General features: G+C 70.3%; 17 protein-coding genes. 4 read left to right on the plus strand and 13 right to left on the minus strand.

What is annotated here, in order from left to right; translation table 11 throughout:
- Nucleotides 1-69: 69 nt before the first annotated feature.
- The gene (pyk, locus tag AB0Q90_RS30465) at nt 70-1,500 is read left to right on the plus strand and encodes a pyruvate kinase (protein ID WP_363163193.1); all 1,431 of its coding nucleotides are present in this window, start codon (nt 70-72) and stop codon (nt 1,498-1,500) included.
- Nucleotides 1,501-1,598: 98 nt separating this feature from the next.
- Here pyk and AB0Q90_RS30470 read toward each other — a convergent pair whose 3' ends face one another.
- From AB0Q90_RS30470 to AB0Q90_RS30485, 4 genes are all read right to left on the minus strand, one after another.
- The gene (locus AB0Q90_RS30470; RefSeq protein ID WP_363163194.1) at nt 1,599-2,906 is read right to left on the minus strand and encodes a hypothetical protein; all 1,308 of its coding nucleotides are present in this window, start codon (nt 2,904-2,906) and stop codon (nt 1,599-1,601) included.
- A complete protein-coding gene (locus tag AB0Q90_RS30475; RefSeq protein WP_363163195.1) occupies nt 2,896-3,513 on the minus strand; it encodes a DUF6114 domain-containing protein in 618 nt (205 codons plus the stop codon). The genes AB0Q90_RS30470 and AB0Q90_RS30475 overlap by 11 nt, the downstream gene beginning before the upstream one ends.
- Before the next feature lie 128 nt (nt 3,514-3,641).
- Complete coding sequence (locus tag AB0Q90_RS30480; protein WP_363163196.1) at nt 3,642-4,280, minus strand: DUF6230 family protein; 639 nt, start codon at nt 4,278-4,280, stop codon at nt 3,642-3,644.
- 652 nt (nt 4,281-4,932) lie between these two features.
- Nucleotides 4,933-5,907, minus strand: coding sequence for a tetratricopeptide repeat protein (locus tag AB0Q90_RS30485; RefSeq protein ID WP_363163197.1), 975 nt, complete (start codon nt 5,905-5,907; stop codon nt 4,933-4,935).
- Between the two features lie 196 nt (nt 5,908-6,103).
- Between AB0Q90_RS30485 and AB0Q90_RS30490 the strand changes: the two genes are divergently transcribed.
- Complete coding sequence (locus tag AB0Q90_RS30490) at nt 6,104-6,733, plus strand: TetR/AcrR family transcriptional regulator (protein ID WP_363163198.1); 630 nt, start codon at nt 6,104-6,106, stop codon at nt 6,731-6,733.
- Between the two features lie 106 nt (nt 6,734-6,839).
- Here AB0Q90_RS30490 and AB0Q90_RS30495 read toward each other — a convergent pair whose 3' ends face one another.
- From AB0Q90_RS30495 to AB0Q90_RS30510, 4 genes are all read right to left on the minus strand, one after another.
- Nucleotides 6,840-8,540, minus strand: a complete 1,701-nt coding sequence (locus AB0Q90_RS30495; RefSeq protein ID WP_363163199.1) for a methylmalonyl-CoA mutase family protein — start codon at nt 8,538-8,540, stop codon at nt 6,840-6,842.
- Between the two features lie 128 nt (nt 8,541-8,668).
- A complete protein-coding gene (locus AB0Q90_RS30500; RefSeq protein ID WP_363163200.1) occupies nt 8,669-9,007 on the minus strand; it encodes a DUF3817 domain-containing protein in 339 nt (112 codons plus the stop codon).
- 43 nt (nt 9,008-9,050) lie between these two features.
- A complete protein-coding gene (locus AB0Q90_RS30505) occupies nt 9,051-9,560 on the minus strand; it encodes a MarR family transcriptional regulator (RefSeq protein ID WP_363163201.1) in 510 nt (169 codons plus the stop codon).
- A gap of 11 nt (nt 9,561-9,571) precedes the next feature.
- Nucleotides 9,572-10,867, minus strand: a complete 1,296-nt coding sequence (locus tag AB0Q90_RS30510) for an MFS transporter (RefSeq protein ID WP_363163202.1) — start codon at nt 10,865-10,867, stop codon at nt 9,572-9,574.
- Nucleotides 10,868-10,944: 77 nt separating this feature from the next.
- On the opposite strand from AB0Q90_RS30510, the gene AB0Q90_RS30515 reads away from it, so the two are divergent.
- Nucleotides 10,945-11,928, plus strand: a complete 984-nt coding sequence (locus AB0Q90_RS30515; protein WP_363163203.1) for a DUF5937 family protein — start codon at nt 10,945-10,947, stop codon at nt 11,926-11,928.
- A 76-nt stretch (nt 11,929-12,004) separates the two neighbouring features.
- Nucleotides 12,005-13,003 carry a glycoside hydrolase family 6 protein gene (locus tag AB0Q90_RS30520; RefSeq protein ID WP_363163204.1) on the plus strand — a complete coding sequence of 333 codons (999 nt, stop codon included), beginning with the start codon at nt 12,005-12,007 and terminating at the stop codon, nt 13,001-13,003.
- Nucleotides 13,004-13,007: 4 nt separating this feature from the next.
- On the opposite strand, the gene AB0Q90_RS30525 is transcribed toward AB0Q90_RS30520, so the two are convergent.
- The 5 genes from AB0Q90_RS30525 to AB0Q90_RS30545 form a co-directional block, all read right to left on the minus strand.
- Nucleotides 13,008-14,963, minus strand: coding sequence for a kelch motif-containing protein (locus tag AB0Q90_RS30525; protein ID WP_363163205.1), 1,956 nt, complete (start codon nt 14,961-14,963; stop codon nt 13,008-13,010).
- Between the two features lie 3 nt (nt 14,964-14,966).
- Nucleotides 14,967-16,763: a cellulose synthase catalytic subunit gene (locus AB0Q90_RS30530; RefSeq protein ID WP_363163313.1), complete on the minus strand. Its 1,797-nt coding sequence runs from the start codon at nt 16,761-16,763 to the stop codon at nt 14,967-14,969.
- Between the two features lie 1,135 nt (nt 16,764-17,898).
- Nucleotides 17,899-18,555: a TetR/AcrR family transcriptional regulator gene (locus AB0Q90_RS30535; protein WP_363163206.1), complete on the minus strand. Its 657-nt coding sequence runs from the start codon at nt 18,553-18,555 to the stop codon at nt 17,899-17,901.
- Entirely contained in the window at nt 18,552-19,232 is a 681-nt protein-coding gene (locus tag AB0Q90_RS30540; RefSeq protein ID WP_363163207.1) for a DUF4166 domain-containing protein, read from the minus strand. The genes AB0Q90_RS30535 and AB0Q90_RS30540 overlap by 4 nt, the downstream gene beginning before the upstream one ends.
- Nucleotides 19,229-19,990: a hypothetical protein gene (locus AB0Q90_RS30545; protein ID WP_363163314.1), complete on the minus strand. Its 762-nt coding sequence runs from the start codon at nt 19,988-19,990 to the stop codon at nt 19,229-19,231. Before AB0Q90_RS30545 ends, AB0Q90_RS30540 begins: the two co-directional genes overlap by 4 nt.

The raw sequence follows: 19,990 nt of genomic DNA on the forward strand, positions 1-19,990 counted from the left end.
CATCCCGCCCCTTTGTATTTTCCGCCAGACGGAATATTCCGCGCCGAAACAAACCGATAGGATCGCCCCATGCGCCGTTCGAAAATCGTCTGTACTCTCGGCCCCGCGGTCGACTCCCATGAACAGCTCGTCGCGCTGATCGAGGCGGGCATGAACGTGGCCCGCTTCAACTTCAGCCACGGCACGCACGCAGAGCACCAGGGGCGGTACGACCGCGTCCGTGCCGCCGCCAAGGAGACCGGCCGCGCCATCGGCGTGCTCGCCGACCTCCAGGGCCCCAAGATCCGTCTGGAGACCTTCGCCGAGGGTCCGGTGGAGCTGGAACGCGGTGACGAGTTCGTCATCACCACCGAGGACGTCCCGGGTGACAAGCACATCTGCGGCACCACCTACAAGGGCCTGCCGGGCGACGTCTCGCGCGGCGACCAGATCCTCATCAACGACGGCAACGTCGAGCTGAAGGTCCTGGACGTCGAGGGCCCCCGGGTCAAGACGATCGTCATCGAGGGCGGTGTCGTCTCCGACCACAAGGGCATCAACCTGCCCGGCGCGGCCGTCAACGTCCCCGCACTGTCCGAGAAGGACGTCGAGGACCTGCGGTTCGCGCTGCGCATGGGCTGCGACCTGGTCGCCCTGTCCTTCGTCCGGGACGCGGGCGACGTCCAGGACGTGCACAAGGTCATGGACGAGGTCGGCCGCCGCGTCCCGGTCATCGCCAAGGTGGAGAAGCCGCAGGCGGTGAACAACATGGAGGACGTCGTGATGGCGTTCGACGGTGTGATGGTCGCGCGTGGCGACCTGGCCGTCGAGTACCCGCTCGAAAAGGTCCCCATGGTGCAGAAGCGGCTCATCGAGCTGTGCCGCCGCAACGCCAAGCCGGTGATCGTGGCGACCCAGATGATGGAGTCGATGATCACCAACTCCCGTCCGACCCGCGCCGAGGCCTCCGACGTGGCCAACGCGATCCTGGACGGCGCCGACGCGGTCATGCTGTCGGCGGAGTCCTCCGTCGGCGCGTACCCGATCGAGACCGTCAAGACGATGTCGAAGATCGTCCAGGCGGCCGAGCAGGAGCTGCTGTCCAAGGGCCTGCAGCCCCTCGTCCCGGGCAAGAAGCCGCGCACGCAGGGTGGTTCGGTGGCCCGCGCGGCCTGCGAGATCGCCGACTTCCTCGGCGGCAAGGGCCTGGTCGCCTTCACCAAGTCCGGTGACACCGCCCGCCGGCTGTGCCGCTACCGCGCCGCCCAGCCGATCCTCGCCTTCACCACCGACGAGGGCACCCGCAACCAGCTGGCGCTCAGCTGGGGCGTGGAGTCGCATGTCGTGCCGTTCGTGAACAGCACCGACGAGATGGTCGACCTGGTGGACCAGGAAGTGATCAAGCTCAACCGCTTCAACGAGGGCGACGTCCTCATCATCACGGCCGGCTCGCCCCCCGGCGTCCCCGGCACCACCAACATGGTGCGCGTCCACCACCTCGGCGGCGGCGACACCAACTGACGGCCCCGCAAAGGGCCTTGTACGGCACTGAGGGCGCCCCCTGGACAACAGGGGGCGCCCTCAGCCTTTGCGGCTCCCGAACGGGCTTGTACGGCCGCTCAGTCGGTCGTGAACTGATGCAGCCCGGGCACGTGCAGGGTCCCGCCGAACTGACCTGCCTGCACGACCTTCACCTTGGTGAAGTAGATGAGCGGGATGTCCAGCGGCGGCGGGCTCTCCGGGCTGAACGTCACCGGGATCAGCCCCAGCAGATTGCCGGAGATGCTCTCGGTGTACATCACCGTGTCGCCGTCGCGGATCGTCGACGTCGAGCCCTCGGCCGCCTGCACGTGGTACGTCTTGCCCGACTGCGCGTCCTTCACCGTCTGGTGCAGGTCGCCGATGTCGGTGCCGTCGGAGATGACGTACTTCAGGACCTCTTTGGTGGTGCCGCTGGCCGTCTTCACCTTGACGATGCCCTCGTACTTGGCACCCTTCAGCAGCAGCGAGCTGGCGTTCAGCTGCCACGGGTCGTCGGGCAGCGGCACGGTGTTGTCGACGCCGCCCTTCTCGTCCGTGGCGACCGGGCAGTCCTCGGGGTCGGTGGTGGAGCTCGCCGACGGGCTCGGCGTGGCGGTGGCCTCCTCGGCCGCCTCCTGAGCCGCTTCCTCGACCGCCTCGGTGGCGTCCTCGGCCGTCTCGGTGGTGTCCTTCACGGTGTCCTCGACCGTGTCGGTGACCTTGTCGGCCGTCTCCTGCACGGGGTCGGACGCATCCGGCTCGTCCGCGCTCGGCGACTCGGACGCCGACGGGGTGGCCGACGGCGACGGGCTCGCGCTCGCCGTGCCGTCGTCGCCCGGGGTGAAGATGCCGGTGATGGCGTCGCCGATGTCCTCCAGCAGGTTGCCGTCCGACTCGGAGGGCGACGGCGACGGGGAGGCCGTCGCGGTGTCGCCACCGGACTGGGCCTCGGGGGTCTTGGTCGCGGAGGGCGTGGGCTCGGCCTCGGCCTCGTCGTCGGAACCTGAATCCGACGAAGAGGAACCGTCGTCCGAGGAGCCGCCGTCCGCGCTGGCCGACGGCGACGGAGTCGGCTCCGCCGTCTCGTCCGTGCCCGCGGACTCGCTCTCGCTCGCGGACGGCGACGGGGACGGGGACGCGGACTCGCCCTCCAGGGCGGCCACGCACTCCTTGTACTCGTCGGCCGTCAGGCTCTTGGACGCGGGCTGGTCCTCCGCGTTGGCGAGCGTCGGAGTGAACCCCATCCCCATGAGGACCGCGGTCGGCATGGCCGCCAGGGCTATCGCCTTGCCGGCCGGCATGTGGAACCTGGTGAACAGCGGCTTCTTGGGTGCCGCATGGCGCGGCCCGGTTCTCGCACGGGACGCGTCCACGTCAGTCCCGTGGGTCACCTCGTCAGCCGGCACTGTGCCTCCCGTTCGCCCCGTTCACCGGGCTCGTTCCTGACAGATCGTTGGGCTCGTCCACCGCGTCCCGCGGAGCGGGGATCGCGCCCTCGGGCGCGTCGTTCTTCTCCAGGGTGGTGGTGGCCGGCGGTGCCGGAACCACGCCCTCGGGCGCGTCGCCCTCCGTGACCGTGTCCTCCTGGACCGGCTGCGGCTGCGGCGGCGCACCGGGCGCCCACGAGACGGCCATCGCGCCGCCGATGAGGGCGAACAGGAAGCCGATCAGGAAGCCGCCGAGGTTGGACACGGGGATGGACACCAGCGCCAGCAGGATCGCCGCCACACCCGCGAAGGTGCGCACATGCTTCTGGAACCAGAGGCTGATGCCGAGTACGACCAGCAGCACGCCGATGATCAGGGATCCGGCACCCGCGGTCGTGGCCATCGCCAGCGTCAGGTGGCCGATCTGGAGGCTCGCGTACGGGAAGTAGGCGATGGGGAGTCCGCCGAGCATGACGAACAGACCCGCCCAGAACGGCCTCTGGCCCCGCCAGGCGCGGAAGTTCCGCCTGAAGACCCGGAGGTAGTGCTCGTCGCGGCCGGGTACGGCAGGAGTCTCGGCGCTCATGGAAAACAGCTCCCTGCTACGGCGTTGCTGTGGTGGTGAGTTGCAGTGCTTGTGCCGGGCGCGTGAAGATCGCCCGGAGTGTGTGACGGGCGGGGGCGCCACCGGCTCCCCCGCCCGTCAGTGAGTGCTTAGTAGCACTCCTTGACACCCGTCGACAGCGACATCTTCAGACCGCTGAGCTTGAAGGTTCCGGCGGTGGTCGCCCACGCCGTCTGCTTCACGTCCTTCAGCACGACCGAGTCGGCCTGCTGAGCGAACCCGAACGGGTTGGCCTGCTCCTTGCCGCCCTTCATGCCCGGACCCTTGGCGGCGTCCTTGGCGGCCACACCGATGTCGATGCCCTTGAACGTCGCGTCGGCCTCAAGCTCGGCCACGTCGATGTACAGGTTCTCGGCCTCGACCGGCTTGTTCGGGTCTTCGCCGGCCCGCAGGATCAGGCTGACGCTCCCGAGCAGCGGGATGTCAGGGGTGACGACCGACTGGCACAGGCTGTTGATGGTCGCGGACTTGAAGCCCGAGACCGCGACGGGGTGAACCGTCTTCTTGCCGGTGAGCGTGTAGCCCTCGTCAAGGGCGCCGTACTGGACGAAGCCCGTACCGTCGAGCTGCTTGGTCGTCACCTTGAACGACTGGCCCGACACGCTGAACGACGCGGCGAGAGCGCCCTGCGCAAGGGCGACACCTATCGCGGCCGTGGCGGCCACGCTGGGCACCATCACGACGGCGAACCGCTTCCATCTGGTCCCGCCACGCACCTGGGACTCCATATTTCCTCCTTCTCGGACGTACATCTCCTGACCCTGACTGCCCCTGTCGAACATGACGGCTCAGCCGGGCAGGGATGGGAGAAGTGCTACGTCCTCGGGAAGGAGAGCGCCTGCGCTCGGCGGCGCGAACCGCGCCCGAATCACCGGCGATCACCCCCGAGCGACAACCACTGGTCGCGCCTGACACGCATCACGCACAACCTTGCTGGACAGGCTTCGCCGGGTGGGCGAAGACCCCCCTGTCCGAGAGCCGGCGCCACTGCCGCCGGCTCTGCTCGGTGGGGACCCTGGACTCCCGTGGCCCGACCGGCTGTCGGGTCGTACGGGAATGGACCGAGCGTCGCCGATCGTGGTGCATTCTCGCCGCCCGCACAAGGGGGTTCGTTACTCGCTAGTAACGGCCGGATAACCGAACAACGACCCGTCGGTCTCGGACGACGACACAGGGTGGTGTCAAGCGGGGGGACAAAGGAGGGAATGATCGGACAGAATCCGACAGAACAACGCCCTCGACTTACTTGCAGTAACAGCGGCCGCGATTACCAAGATTTGGTAAAGCGCGGCCGCACTGGCACTCCGTCGGCCGTCTTTTCACTCGGGCAACACACGCCCGGGCGTTTAGCGACTGGTCAGAACGGGGCTCGTGCCCCGGTCAGAACAGGGCGCGCGCAAGAGCCCTGCGCGCCGCCGCCACCCGCGGATCCTCGGCGCCGACCACCTCGAACAGCTCCAGCAGCCGCAGCCGTACGGCGTCGCGGTCGTCGCCCGCGGTGCGCCGCACCGTGTCGATGAGCCGCCCGAAGGCGTCCTCGACATGCCCGCCCACCAGGTCCAGGTCGGCGGCCGTGATCTGCGCCTGCACATCGGCCGGCTTCTCGGCGGCGTCCTTGCGCACCTGCTGCGGATCGACGTCCTGCACCCGCTGGAGCAACTCGGCCTGCGCGAGGCCCAGTTTGGCCTCGGTGTTGCCCGGGTCGTCGCTCAGTACGTTCTTGTACGCCTGGACGGCACCGCCGAGGTCACCCGCGTCCAGCGCCTGGACGGCCGCCTCCAGCAGCGCGTCGTAGGGCCCGGCCGGAGCGGCGGGGGCCGTCTGGGCGGCACCGGGCTCGGCCTCCGGGTCGACGGTCAGACCGGTCAGCCCGAAGCGCTGCTCGGCCACGGCCACCAGCTGGTCCAGGGTCTCGCGGATCTGCGCCTCACCGGCGGCACCCTGGAAGAGCGGCAGGGCCTGGCCCGCCACGACGGCGAAGACGGCCGGGATGCCCTGCACCCCGAACTGCTGCATCAGCATCTGGTTGGCGTCGACGTCGATCCTGGCAAGGAGGAAGCGCCCGTTGTACTCGACGGCGAGCCGCTCCAGGACGGGGCTCAGCTGCTTGCAGGGCTCGCACCACTCGGCCCAGAAGTCGATGACGACCGGGACCTCGGTGGACCGCTGAAGTACATCCTGTTCAAAACCGGCCTCGTCGACATCGATGACGAGGTCGGCGGGCGACACGGCCCCTCCCCCGCCCTGCCGGGCCGTTTCGGCGCGCGCCTGCTCCGCCTTCGCCTTGGCCTCCTGGGCCGCCTTCACCGCGGCGAGGTCGACGACTCCGCTCATGGACATGTTCCGTGGCTGCATGCGTCTATCCTCCCCCGTTCTCGCGCACGAGTGAAAAGCGATTGCCGTTCTGCGTCGTTCTGCGTCGGGTCCCCACCCCACGCCAGTGGTTTCGCTACGAGTCGTAGCGTAATGGCACTGAGTGCCTTGGGAACACCCGGGGTCGGTGATCTCCCTCACGGAGTCAGGTCAACGACCCGGTGGTTATCGTCTTGGGATGCAGAGCCGCACTCCCGCCCCACGCGCCACAGGGCGCCCCCGCAGCGCCGCGGCGGACGCCGCGATCCTCGCGGCGACCCGGGAGGCGCTGGTGGAGCTGGGCTGGTCCAAGCTCACCCTGGGAGACGTGGCGGCGCGGGCGGGGGTTGCGAAGACGACGATCTACCGCCGCTGGGCAGGCAAGAACGAACTGGTCGTCGACGCGGTGGCCGAACTCTTCGACGAACTCAAGCTCCCCGACCGCGGGACGCTCGCCGCGGACATCGAGGGCGTGGTGCTCCAGTTCGCGGCGATCCTCGCCCGCCCCGAGGCGAAGAGCGGCCTGATGGCGGTGGTCGCGGAGTCGACCCGCGACGACGCGCTGCGCGAGCGGATCCGCGCGTCGATCGTGGACCGCCAGAAGCGGTTGGTGGTGGAGGGCAGGTACCGGGCGCAGAGCCGCGGAGAACTCCCTCCCGAGACCGACCCCGCCGAAGCCGCCCGCACGGCCGACCTCATCTTCGACGTCGTCGCCGGTGCGGTGGTGCACCGCACCCTCGTCAGCGCGGAACCGGCTAACGAGGAGTGGGTGCGGAGCTTTACGCGGGTGCTGGTGGCTGGACTGGCGGCGGCCGCGTCTGCGGGGTGAGGTGCGTCGCGGGCTGCGGGTGGTGGGTGGCTGATCGCGCAGTTCCCCGCGCCCCTTCGGGGCGCTGCGCGCCCCACCCCCGCGGTCACCTCGGCGAGCGGTGCGCTCAGAAGCCCGCCGGCTCCGTGTACACCCCCCACTCGTCCCGCAGCACCCCGCAGATTTCGCCCAGCGTCGCCTCGGCGCGCACCGCGTTCAGCATGGGCTCGATCATGTTGGAACCGTCGCGCGCGGCGGCGAGCATCGCGTCCAGGGTCGAACGGACCGCCGCCTCGTCCCGGCCGGACTTACGCCCGCCGAGCACGCGGACCTGCTCCCGCTCCACCTCATGGCTGACCCGCAGAATCTCCAGGTCCCCGGTGACGGACCCGGTGTGGACGTTGACGCCCACCACCCTCTTGTCACCCTTCTCCAGCGACTGCTGGTAGCGGAAGGCGGATTCCGCGATCTCGCCGGTGAACCAGCCGTCCTCGATGCCGCGGAGGATCCCGGAGGTGATCGGACCGATGGGGTGGCGCCCGTCCGGATGCGCCCGCAGACCCCGCTCCTTGATCTGGTCGAAGATCTTCTCGGCGTCGGCCTCGATACGGTCCGTGAGCTGCTCGACGTACCACGCACCGCCCAGCGGGTCGGCGACGTTGGCGACGCCGGTCTCCTCCATGAGGACCTGCTGGGTGCGCAGTGCGATCTCCGCGGCCTGCTCGCTGGGCAGCGCGAGGGTCTCGTCCAGCGCGTTGGTGTGGAGGGAGTTGGTGCCGCCGAGGACCGCCGCCAGCGCCTCCACCGCCGTACGCACCACGTTGTTGTACGGCTGCTGCGCGGTCAGCGAGACACCGGCCGTCTGGGTGTGGAAGCGGAGCCACTGCGCCTTGTCGGTCTTGGCGCCGTAGACCTCGCGCATCCAGCGGGCCCAGATCCGGCGCGCCGCGCGGAACTTGGCGATCTCCTCGAAGAAATCGACGTGCGCGTCGAAGAAGAAGGACAGGCCCGGCGCGAAGACGTCCACGTCCAGGCCGCGCGAGAGGCCGAGTTCGACGTAGCCGAAGCCGTCCGCGAGCGTGTACGCCAGCTCCTGCGCGGCCGTCGCCCCGGCCTCGCGGATGTGGTAGCCGGAGACGGACAGCGGCTTGTACGCGGGGATGCCCGCCGCGCAGTGCTCCATGAGGTCGCCGATGAGGCGCAGGTGCGGCTCGGGCTGGAAGAGCCACTCCTTCTGGGCGATGTACTCCTTGAAGATGTCCGTCTGGAGCGTGCCGTTGAGGACGGACGGGTCCACGCCCTGGCGTTCGGCCGCCACCAGGTACATGCAGAAGACGGGGACCGCCGGGCCGCTGATCGTCATCGAGGTGGTGACGTCGCCCAGCGGGATGTCCTTGAAGAGGACCTCCATGTCGGCCGCCGAGTCGATGGCCACCCCGCAGTGCCCGACCTCGCCGAGCGAGCGGGGGTCGTCGGAGTCGCGGCCCATGAGGGTCGGCATGTCGAAGGCGACGGACAGGCCCCCGCCGCCGTTGGCGAGGATCATCTTGTAGCGCTCGTTGGTCTGCTCGGCGTTGCCGAACCCGGCGAACTGCCGGATGGTCCACGTCCGCCCGCGGTAGCCGGTCGGGTACAGCCCGCGCGTGTAGGGGTACTCCCCGGGCCAGCCGATCCGCTCGAAGCCGTCATAGGTGTCCCCCGGACGGGGACCGTACACCGGCTCAACGGGGTCCCCGGAGAGCGTGGTGAAGTCAGCGTCGCGCTTGCGCGCGGCGTCGTACCGGGCCTGCCAGCGACGGCGGCCTTCCTCGATGGCGTCAGCGTCCATACCTTCAAATTTACTTGGACGTCCTAGTAAATGTCGACGGTTCACGGCCGTTAACTTGGACGTCCTAGTAATCCTCCGGCGAAAACCGCCGCACGATCGAGTCGTACGGCGGTGACAGCCGAGTGCGGCTAGGCCTTGGCGACGGCTTCCGCGCCGTCGGTGACCTTGGCCTCCAGCTCGTGGCTGACCTTGCGCTCGACGAAGAAGGCGGCCGTCGGGATGGTCCCGGCCAGCAGCACCCACAGCTGCTTGGCGACCGGCCACTTCGCCTTGGAGCCCAGGTCGAAGGCGAAGACGAGGTAGAGCACGTAGAGCCAGCCGTGCGCGATGCCCACGACGCGGGTGAAGCCGTCGGCGCCGTCCATATCGAGCAGGTACTTGCCGATCACGCCCAGGGTCAGCAGGACCAGCAGCACGCCGGTGACGTAGGCCATGACCCGGTAGCGGGTCAGCACGGACTTCTTCATGGCTACGAGCGTAACGGCGCGCTCGGGGCGATCTTCCGCCGGGTCAGTCCTCGTGGAAGTCGTCGGCGGCGACCCGCAGCGGGCGCAGCATCGCGAAGATCTCCGCGCACTCCTCGGCGTCGTACACGCCGAGCCCGAAGTCCATCGCCATCAGGTCGCGGGTGGCCGCCTCGACCACCTCGCGGCCCTTCTCCGTGATGGAGGCGAGTGTGCCGCGCCCGTCGTTGGGGTTGGGGCGCTTGTCCACCAGGCCCGACTTCACCAGCCGGTCGACGGTGTTCGTCACCGACGTGGGGTGCACCATCAGCCGCTCGCCGATCTTCGACATCGGCAGCTCGCCGGCCTTGGAGAAGTTGAGCAGCACCAGCGCCTCGTAGCGGGCGAACGTCAGCCCGTAGGGCTTGACCACCGCGTCGACCTCGGCGAGCAGGATCTGCTGGGCGCGCATGATCGAGGTGATCGCTGCCATCGACGGCACGCTTCCCCAGCGCTGCTTCCAGAGTTCGTCGGCGCGGGCGATGGGATCGAAGGGAAGACTGAGGGGCTTCGGCACAGTTCTAGACCTTACCGGCCGGTCACATGCTGGTCAGCCCCGTCTCGCCCATCGGTCCGGGAGAGGTTCGGGCGAGGTTCGCGAGACGTCCGCCGGACCTCCAGGACCAGGCACAGGCAGCACCCCGTGCCGAGCGCACCGGCCCCGCCCACCACCGTCGCGACCGGCCAGAACTCGGCCGCCGCCCCGGCCAGCGCCATGCCGATGCCCTGGATGGTCATGATGCCCGCGGTGTGCACGGTCATCGCCCGGCCGCGCAGCTCCTGCGGCACCGAGTCCACGAACCAGCGGTCCAGACCCAGGGTGTACGCCCCCGCCAGCCCGGTGCCCAGCAGTGCCGCCAGGATCCAGCCGAGGCCGGGGTCGAGCGGGAAGAGCAGCAGCGGCAGCAGAGCGCCGGCGGCGAGCGGGAGCACAATCCGGGAGCGGGCGGCGGGCGAGAGGGCGGACCCGGCGTACACCTCGCCGACGATCGTGCCGACCGGCATCGCGCCCATCAGGAGCCCGACCCCGGCCGTGCCCATGCCGATCTCGTCGGCGTACGCGGCGGCCAGCACCTCGGGCGCGACCATGAACATCGGCGGCACCCACAGAAGCAGCAGCAATGAGCGGATCCTGCGGTCGCCGAGCACCTGGCGGGCGCCCGCCAGCGAGTACCGCACGAGCGGGCCGCCCGCGGCGGTGGCGGCCCTGCGCCGGGTGCCGAACCGCAGCAGCAGCGCGGAGCACAGGAACGTGCCGACCGTGACGGCCAGGGCGCCCCGCGGTGACACGACCGTGAGCAGGACGCCGCCGAGACCGAAGCCCACCAGCACGGCGCTCTGCGAGACCATCCTCAGCAGCGAGCGCCCGAGCACGAAGAGGTCGCCGTCGCCGAGGATCTCGGTGAGCGTGGCGGTCCGGGTGCCGCTGAACACCGGCGAGACGACGGCGATCACACAACGCAGGGCGAGCAGCACGGCGACGGAGGTACCGGGCGCCGCCATGAGCGCCGCGCACCCCGCGCACACCAGGTCGCACAGCACCAGCACGCGGCGCGCCGGATACCGGTCGGCGATCCCGGACAGCAGCGTCCCGCCGAGCAGATACGGCAGGAAGCCCAGCGCGAACGTCAGCGCGCTCAGCAGGGGCGAGCCGGTGAGCCCGTACACGAGCACGGTGAGCGCGATCTCGCCTACGACGGTGCCGAGCAGGGAGAGCGCGTGGGCCGTGAAGACGGCACGGAACTCCCGTACGGCGAAGGCGCGACGGTAGCCGGTGGGCTCCTGGAGGGCCTCGGGTGCGGGATTGCTCGTCTGTTCTGGCATGCGCGCAGCCTGCACGCGCGGGTGCAGGCCGCCGTAGAGTTTCGGCCACAGCCGAATGTTCCGACTCGGGGAGAGCCGTGCCGTTCCAACTGCGCTTCGGCGACGACGACCTCCTCCGGTGCCGTTTCGCGGTGTCCCCGCTCTGGGAGACCCAGGAGGCGGTGCGCACGCTGCGCCGCCCCGACCGGCACGGCTATCACCCGCACTGGCTCCGCCGTATCCAGGAGGCGGCCCGCGCGCTGGACCTTGCCCCGCTCTGGCTGCTCATGCCCCGGCGCGGGCACTCCCCGGACTTTCTCGGCCCGCCTCCGATCGGCCCCGCGGCCGGCTTCGAGCAGGAGATCGCGGCGGTGCGCTCGGCCGACCCGGACGCGGCACGCGAGGACATGGCGCGGGCGCTCGCCGACACCCCGGGCGCCCTGGACTCCCCCGAGGGCCGGGCACTGCTCGCCGATCCCGCCCGCAGCATCCAGGAACTGGCCGACCTGCTGGAGGCCGCCTGGCGCGCCCTGGTCGCACCGGACTGGCCCCGGCTGCGCGCCCTGCTGGAGGCCGATGTCGCCTTCCACTCCCGGCGCCTGGCCGAGGTGGGCCTGGGCGCGCTCCTGCCCGAACTGGACCGGCGGCTCGCCTGGAACGGGCGCACCCTGACCATGGAGTCGGGCGGTGAGCATGTGCGCGACCTCGGCGGGCAGGGCCTGGTCCTGATGCCGAGCGTCTTCTCCTGGCCGGATGTGATCAGCGGCTTCGAGCCACCCTGGCAGCCCACCGTCGTCTACCCGGCCCGGGGCCTCGGCGGCCTGTGGACCGAGCCCGCGGACCGCGCTTCCGAGGCGCTCGTACGGCTGCTGGGCCGGGGCCGGGCGGCCGTGCTCGCCGCGCTGGACGACCCGGCCACGACCTCCGCCCTCGCCCACCGCCTTGGCCTCGCGCCCTCGTCGGTGTCGGCGCATCTGACGACGCTGAGGGATACGGGACTGCTCGTCGCGCGGCGCTACGGCCATCAGGTGCTGTACGAGCGGACGCCGCTGGGGATCGCGCTGACCTCCGGGGGCGACTGATCCATGTCTATTCCGTGACAAATTCGACCGTTATGGAACGATTGGTGACGGACTGTCACCTACGCAAGGGAGCAGCATGTCCCCGCTGATCCGCACCCTCACGGCTGTCACGGTGCTCGGGCTCGCGGCGGGCTGCACGTCCGCGTCCGACGTCGACGAGGCCTCCGTCGCCGGTGCCGCCTCCAGGAAGTCGAGCCCGGCGCCCGCCTCTCCCTTCTGGGTCGATCCGAACAGTCCGGCCGCACAGCAGATCGAGCTGTGGAAGCGGGAGGGCCGTACGCAGGACGCCGAGCTGCTCCGCCGGATCGCCGACCGGCCGGCCGCGCTGTGGCCGGCGGGCGAGATCGACCCGGGACCCGGGGTCCGCAGGGCGACCGCCGCGGCCTCGGCCGAGGGGCGTACGGCGCTGTTCGTGGCGTACAACATCCCGCACCGGGACTGCGGCCAGCACTCGGCGGGCGGGGCCGCGGACGCGGACGCCTACCGGCAGTGGATCGGGAAGTTCGCCGACGCGCTCGGGGAGAGCCGGGCCCTGGTGGTGCTGGAGCCCGACGCGGTCGCGCACGTCGTGGACGGCTGCACGCCCGGCGAGTACCACGCCGAGCGCGAGCAGCTGCTGGGCGAGGCGATCCGCCGGCTCAAGCAGCAGCCGAACACCAAGGTGTACCTCGACGCGGGCAACCCGTCCTGGATCAAGGAGCCCTGGAAGCTGGTCGAACCGCTCCAGCGCGCCGGGATCGCCGAGGCCGACGGCTTCGCCCTCAACGTCTCCAACTTCCAGACCGACGACGACACCAGGCAGTACGGCCTGAAGCTCTCCGGCGAACTCGGCGGCAAGCACTTCGTCATCGACACCAGCCGCAACGGCAACGGCCCGCTGCCGGGCGTCTGGTGCAACCCGCCGGGACGGGCCCTGGGCACCCCGCCCACGACGGAGACCGGCGAGCCCGCCGTCGACGCCTACCTCTGGGTCAAGCGGCCCGGCGAGTCCGACGGGACCTGCGAGGGCGGACCCGACGCCGGGCAGTGGTGGCCGGAGTACGCGCTGACGCTGGCGCGGAACTCCAAGGCCTGAACCGTCACTTGACCTGAATCCACTTCGCCTCCGACGGAGTGCCCTCCGCGTCCGTCACGAACAGCATGTACCAGCCCGGCGGCACCAGCGTCGGATCCTTCGGCACGTCGACCGTGACCGAGTTCCGGCTCTTGGTCAGGCCGAGTGCGATGGAGCGCTGCTCCACGTCCGTCGTGTGCGTCACCGCACTGGGCCGCATCAGCCGGGCGCTCGTGATCCGTTCCGGGTCGCCGGTGCGGAAGGTCGCCCGGTGGTCCTCGTCGAGCTCCTGCGGACCGTCCTGGAGTACGGGCCGGTCGGCGCCGTTCTTGTGCAGGGCCGGCGGGGTGAAGACCTCCATCCGCTGCTCGAAGTGGCCCAGCTTGGTGTTCTGCTGGTCGTCGAAGAGCGGGTCGGAGCCGAAGGTGGCGACCCGGCCGTCGGGCAGCAGCAGCGCCTCGGAGTGGTAGTTGCGGCCCACCTCGGGCGCGGCCGCCTCCCGGAAGGCGTTCTCCTTCGGGACGTAGAACTGCGCCTTGAGGATGTTGCTGGCGCTGCGGCCGCGGTAGTCCTCGGAGCCGTTGGAGGTGAAGACGGTGTCGTCCGGCATGATCACGCTGTTGAGATAGCGCGTGCCCTGGGGGAGGTTGGGGCCGTCCTGGAAGACGGGGCTGTCCTTCTTCAGGTCCACGACGGCCGTGCGCGGGGTGGACTTCTTGGACTCGCCGACGCCTCCGCCGCCGAGGATCATCACCTTCTGGTCCTGGGCCGGGGGCAGGAGCAGCGACGCCGAGGTCTCGGTCTCGTCGGGGTCGCGCAGGCCGGGCACCTTCTCGAAGGTGTTGGTCTCCAGATCCCACAGACCCGGCTCCCGGCCCTTGTCGGCGGGGCCGTAACCGGCGTTCGAGGCCGGGTAGAAGAGCTTGCCGCCCTTGGTGAGGAACAGGGCCGGGTAGGTCGGGAAGTACCGCTTCGGGCCCGGCGTCCACTTCTTGGTCTTCGGGTCGTAGATCTCGTTGTCGCCCGGGTCGACCACGCCCACGTCGTCGAGTCCGGAGACAGCGAGGATCCGGCCGTCGTCGAGGCCGACCAGGGTCGGGTACCAGCGGGCCTTGTCCATCGGGTCGACCGGGATGTACTTCTCCGCCACGGGGTCGAACTCGTAGGCGGCGCGGATCCCCTGGAAGTCCTGCTTGTCGAGGGTGATCTTCTCCGACAGACCGTAGGTGTTGTCCGCCTCCTTCCCGGTCAGGCCGACGATCTCGTACTGCGCCTGCTCGTCGGTGACCGACAGCGGTCCCTTCTCGACGGCCTCGACGAAGACCCGGGCCTCGCTGGCCGTCACCTTCGTCTGCCAGGGCTGCATCACACCGGCCCTGTTGTACGTCACCTTGAAGGAGCGCTTGGCCTTCGGGACGGTGACGTCGAACCGCGTGACGTACTCGACTCCGGCGGGCGAGCGGAAACGGGTGCCCTTCTTGAGCCGGACCGGCTTGTCGGGGTTCTCGTTCTTCACCCGCATACCGCCGCCGGCCCGGTCCACCTCGCCGTCCAGGAGCTCGTAGCGGGCGGTGCCGCCGGCCACGAGCAGGCGTCCGTCGGGGAGTTGGGCGTGGCCGGAGCAGAAGAAGTCGTCGGGGGTGGGGATCTTCTTGAAGGTGTTGGCCTTCGGATCCCACAGGATCGTGTCGAAGGACCCCTTGTCGAACTTCTTCTGCTCGTTGCCCGACCCGGCGACGATCAGGACCTTGCCGGTGCGCAGGAGGGCCGCGTGGATGGCGTTGGTGCGGTACTCCTCCGGGATGTCCACCTGGGTCCAGGAGCCGTACTGCGCCTTGTAACCGGGCTGGGCGATCTTGTAGTCGTGGTACTGCTCGCCCACGAAGTCCAGCGCGGCCGGGGCGTTGAGGCCGGCCAGGATCGCGATGCCGCCGATGCCGAGGACGGTCTTCTTGGTCTTCTGCGAGGGCTGGTAGGCCATGGGCTAGTTGCCTCCTGTCGGGGTGCCGGAGACGGGGGCGGTCGCGCCGCTGGTGGCGAGGGCGGGCTCCGTGCCGTCGACGGAGCGGGCGGCGGTGGCCGCGGCCGGGTGCAGCGCCTGGCGCGCTCTGCGTTCCTTGAGCAGCGTGGTGGCCCACACGGCGACCGGCGCCAGGGAGATCACTGTGGCCAGCACCGCCCACGTGCGCATGGCCACGTGCGTGTGGTCGAGGACCACCGAGGCGGCCAGGGAGGTCGCGAGGAGTGCCGCCCAGCACAGGTGGATGCGGAAGGTGAGCAGGCGGTCGGGGCTGGTGTCGTCGCCCTTCGGCGTGACGACGAAGCGGCTGGGGAGGCGGACGACGGCCTCGCCGAAGGACTTGAGGTAGATCGGCGCGGAGAGCGCGGACATCGCCATGCCGGCCAGGCCGCCCGAGCCCTGAGGCTCGTGGGGCGAGACGTTGTGCCGTCTGTTCCAGAGGTACAGCCCGATCTGGAGGGCTGCCGCGTCGCTGTAGAGCATCAGCCAGACGGAGGCGGAGACCTGGGTGCCGGAGGCGCCGAACCAGAGGAAGAGGACGCAACTGAGGATGCCGAGGAACCAGTTGACCGCGGTCATCGGGTAGTAGAAGAGCATGAGGCTGTACGAGAACAGCCGGCCGGGAGGCATGGTGAAGGGTGCCTTCCAGTACTGCTTGAAGAGCGTCTCGTACGTCCCTCGTGACCAGCGCATCTGCTGCGTGAAGAAGTCCGTCCAGGAAGCCGGGCCTTCGCCGACGGCCAGCACGTCCGGGGTGTAGACGGAGCGCCAGTGCGTGCCGGTCCTGGGGTTGCGGCGACGGTGGAGCTCGAAGCCGGTGGCCATGTCCTCGGTGATGGAGTCGTACAGGCCGCCGATCTGTTTGACGGCCGCGATGCGTACGACGTTGTTGGTGCCGACGAACATGGGGGCGCGGTAGCGGTTGCCGGCGCGCTGGATGAGCGCGTGGAAGAGGAACTGCTGGGACTCGGCGGCCTTGGTGACGGGGTTGTGGTAGTTGCCGTAGACCTGCGGTCCCACGACGAAGGCGACGTCCGGGTCGCGGAAGTAACCCATCATCCGCTCCAGGAAGTTGGGGAGCGGGACGTGGTCGGTGTCGACGGACGCGAAGAACTCGTACTCGTCGCCGTGCATCGCGATCCACGCGTTGTAGTTCCCGTGCTTGGTACGGGCCTTGTGGGCGCCCTTGGGGCGGTTCCACTCCGGGACGCCGTGCCGGGTGAAGTGACGGACGCCGAGCTCCGTACAGAGCGCCTTGGCCTGCTCGTCGTCGCCCTCATCGAGGAGCCAGATGTCGAGGGGGCCGGTGTGGTGGATCCGTGTCGCGCCTTCGAGGGTGGCGCGGACCATGTCCAGGGGTTCCTTGCCCGGGACGTATGTCGTGAGGAAGGCGACGCGGGTGCCGGGTTGTGGGGTGACGGGTGTGGGGTCGCGGGCTACGAGGGTGGCGTGGGCGACGGAGGCGACGTTGACGACCATGAAGAGCTCGATGAGCCCGATGGCTATGAGCATGACGATGTCGAGGTGGACCATCCAGGCGTCGCCGCCCTCGCGCTCCACCCAGTGGGTGGGCCAGACGAGGTAGACCAGGAGGATGCCGGTGAGCACCGGTGCGAGGCTCATCAGCAGGATGGCGCGTATTCGGTGGGGCTCGCGGGAGAGCAGCGAGGTGTACTGCACCCGGTACGACGGGCCGACCGCCTCCGTGAGCGGTCCGGCGAGTCGGCTGTGGGTGTCGTAGTCGTAGCCCTCCGGCCGCACAGCGCCCTCCAGTGATTGAGGAGTCATCGGCGATCAAGACCGATACCCATACAAAAGTGGAGATTTACGGGCGTGTCGAACTGGGGGCGTCCAGGTGGGTGGGTGGGGGTTGGGGGTGGGGGGCAGGGGGTGGATGCCTGCGGCGCATGTGCGGGTCCGGCGGGGGTGCGCGTAGCGCCTTCGGTCGGGTCGTGGGTCGGGGCCGGGGTGGGGGGTGTCCGTCCTCGGACCGGCGGTGCCGCCTGCTGATGCAGTCCCGTACGCGAACGCCGGCCTCTGCGGGCGGACACCCCCCACCCCGTCCCCTTCCCGCCGTAGGCGACTCCGGGCACGCCGCCCGCAGCCCGACCCGCCGCAGGGGCACCTCCCGACGCCGGTCCACACCGTCCGGTCCGTCCACACCGTCCACACCGTCCGGTCCGTCCGGTCCGTCCGACGCGTGGGAACTTCCACCCGCCCACAGGGGACACGGCCCCATGGCCGGTACATCTCAGCGCCGGTCGGTGCACTGGCCTGTCCGGTGTACGAGCGCGAGTCCGCAACCATCCCGAACCCCCACCCACCCGCAGGGGCGCAGCCCTCAACGGCGGTGCATCTGGGCACCGGCCCGCATCCCCCAACCCGCCCGGCGTTCGAGGCCGAGTCCGCAACCATCGCGAACCCCCACCCACCCGCCAGAGGCGCAGCCCCAGACGGGGCGCATCTGGGCGCCGGAGCGCATCCTCCGGCCCGTCCGGCGTTCAAGGACAAGCCCGCAACCATCCCGAACCCCCACCCACCCGCAGGGGCGCAGCCCCAGACGGGGCGCATCTGGGCGTCGGTCGGTACTTCCAGCCCGTCCGGCGTTTGAGGACGAGGCCGTTCAGGCCGACGGGGTCCAGGGGCGGAGCCCCTGGTGGGGTGCAGGGGCGAAGCCCTGCTGGGGGTTCAGGGGCGGAGCCCCGAGGGGGTTCAGGGGGCGGAGCCCCCGAGGGTTTCCTGGGGCGGCGCCCCGGTGGGGTGCAGGGGCGGAGCCCCGCGGGGGGTCAGGGGGCGGAGCCCCCTGGGCGGGGTCGAAGGGGCGGCAGCCCCTGGAGGTGGGACGGGTAGGGGCGGCGGGGGCGAGAAAAAGGTTTGTGGAGTCGCGCGCGACGTCTCACCCCGCGGACGCGCCCCGTCGCCGCAAGTGGTGGCGCACCGCCCGCTGGGCCACCGGCCCGAGGGTCTCCAACGCCGCTACCAGGGAGCCGAGTTGTTCGAGGGCGTCCAGCGCCGAGCCCGCCCCCTCTGCAGAAACCCCTTCGTACAGCTCGATCCCCACGAACGACGCCGCCACCGCCCGCGCCAGCCCCACCGGATCGACGAACTCCCCGAACGGCGCCCGCGCAAGCACTCGGGTCAGGACGTTCTCGATCTCGACGATCCAGAGGTCGAGCCCGGCCGCCGTCGCGGGCCCGAGGCTCGCGTGGGTCTGGGCGCCGGCGAGCAGCTGGCCGAGGAGGGAGACGTACCCGGACGCCCGTTCCTCCTCGTGCATCTCTCGCCCGAGGGCGAGCAGTTCGGAGAGCGAGGTGATCTCCGCGAAGCGGGAACGGTAGCGGGACACCCGCTGTTCGGCACCGTACCGGCACGCCGCGGCCAGCAGTTCGTCCACAGAACCGAAGTGGTAGAAGACCAGCGCCTGATTGACCCCCGCGGCCGCCGCCACCGTACGCGCCGACGTCTTCGCGATCCCCTGCTCGGTGAGCGTCCGCAACGCCCCTTCGAGAAGCTTCGTCTTCGTCTCCAGGGACTTCGCCGTCTCCGGACTCACGCGCGCGCCTCCTCGCGCACGGGACGCAGCCCCGGCCGTACACCGCAGGCCCGGATGTCGGTGTAGGTGGCGCGGAAGGTCCCCTCGTAACCGAAGAGGGGTCCGAAGTAGCGGTTCACCACGCGGACTTGGATACGGAATCGGTCCGTCGAGTCGTCGTAGGACTCGCGCACTTGCGCGGTGGCACCGATGAGTTCGGGTACGCGTATGTCAACCGCCCCCTCCCGGAAACGGTGTTCGCCCGAGCGGATCAGGAGCGAGCCGTCGGGCTCGGCGTGGAAGTGCAGGTCGCTCGCGAGGTGCTGGTGGGTGCCCAGGTAGTCGAGGATGCGGTCGCCGCGAGGGCCGAGAACCATCTGGGCGTCGAAGCGGCGGGCCCGGCCGGGCAGGTCGAAGGTGCGCACGAAGGTCACCGTCTCACGGCCGTAGGTGTCGACGTACGGCACGTTCTCGATGACGAAGGGCACCCTGCGACCCTCGCGCGGGACGAGGATGTTGCGCGTGGCGCCGAGGGACAGGAACGGCTTCACGAACGCCCGGCCGTGCCAGATGCGGTCCATGACGCCCTGCCCGGTGCACGCCTCCCCGCTCGCCAGGCCCACGGAGAAGCGGCGTTGGAGCTGCGGGTGCAGGCGGTCGAATTCCGGGCCCATCGCCGTGCGGAAGATCGAGGTCATCGGGGGTTCTCCAGGGTGCGCAGAAGGCGTGGCGCACACACGCGCGTGGGCGGCCGGCGCAGACACCTGCGGGCGGCCGGGGTGCAGGACAGCGGCGTCTTGAAGAGCGCTGCGCAGACCGCGACGGTGAGCAGGAGGGGGCAGAGGTACGCCAGCGGCGCGGCGTAGGGCCCCAGCAGGCGCAGGGTCGATTCGAGGCCCAGGCCCGTGCAGCAGACCGCGATGACCAGCGCGCGCACCGCCAGCTCCGTCAGCCAGTTCAGGCGGGCCCGCTCGGGGGTGATGCCGCGCTCCAGCCACAGGCGCAGGCGGTCGAAGGACCAGGCGGTCGCCCAGCCCATGAGGGGGCGGAAGAGCAGGCGGTCCGCGACTGCGCCGAAGGCACCCCAGCGCGGGCGGTAGTCGTAGCCGGTGAGGAAGCGGATCCCGTCGCCGTCGGGGACGTAGCGCCAGTAGCCGCTGCCCTCGGCGAGGAGGGACAGGGGGTGCGGGGAGGAGAAGCGCAGCGCGGAGGTGCGGGTGCCGTCGGGGCGTTCCTTCTCGCCCGCCGAGACGCCCGTGCCGGCGATGGTCAGGAGCGGCAGCACGCGTGTGGCGTAGCGGAAGCGCTGTGGTTCGCCCTCCGCGCGCGGGAGGTAGTCGATCTCGGTGAAGCGGACGTCCCAGCGCTGGTGCTGGGACGGCTGCTGGGTGCGCGTCCAGAGATCGTCGAGGTCGGCGCGGATGCGCGCCTCTATATAGAGCCCGTTGTGACCCAT

Origin of the sequence: Streptomyces sp. NPDC079141 (assembly GCF_040686775.1) — a bacterium.
Classification (GTDB): domain Bacteria; phylum Actinomycetota; class Actinomycetes; order Streptomycetales; family Streptomycetaceae; genus Streptomyces.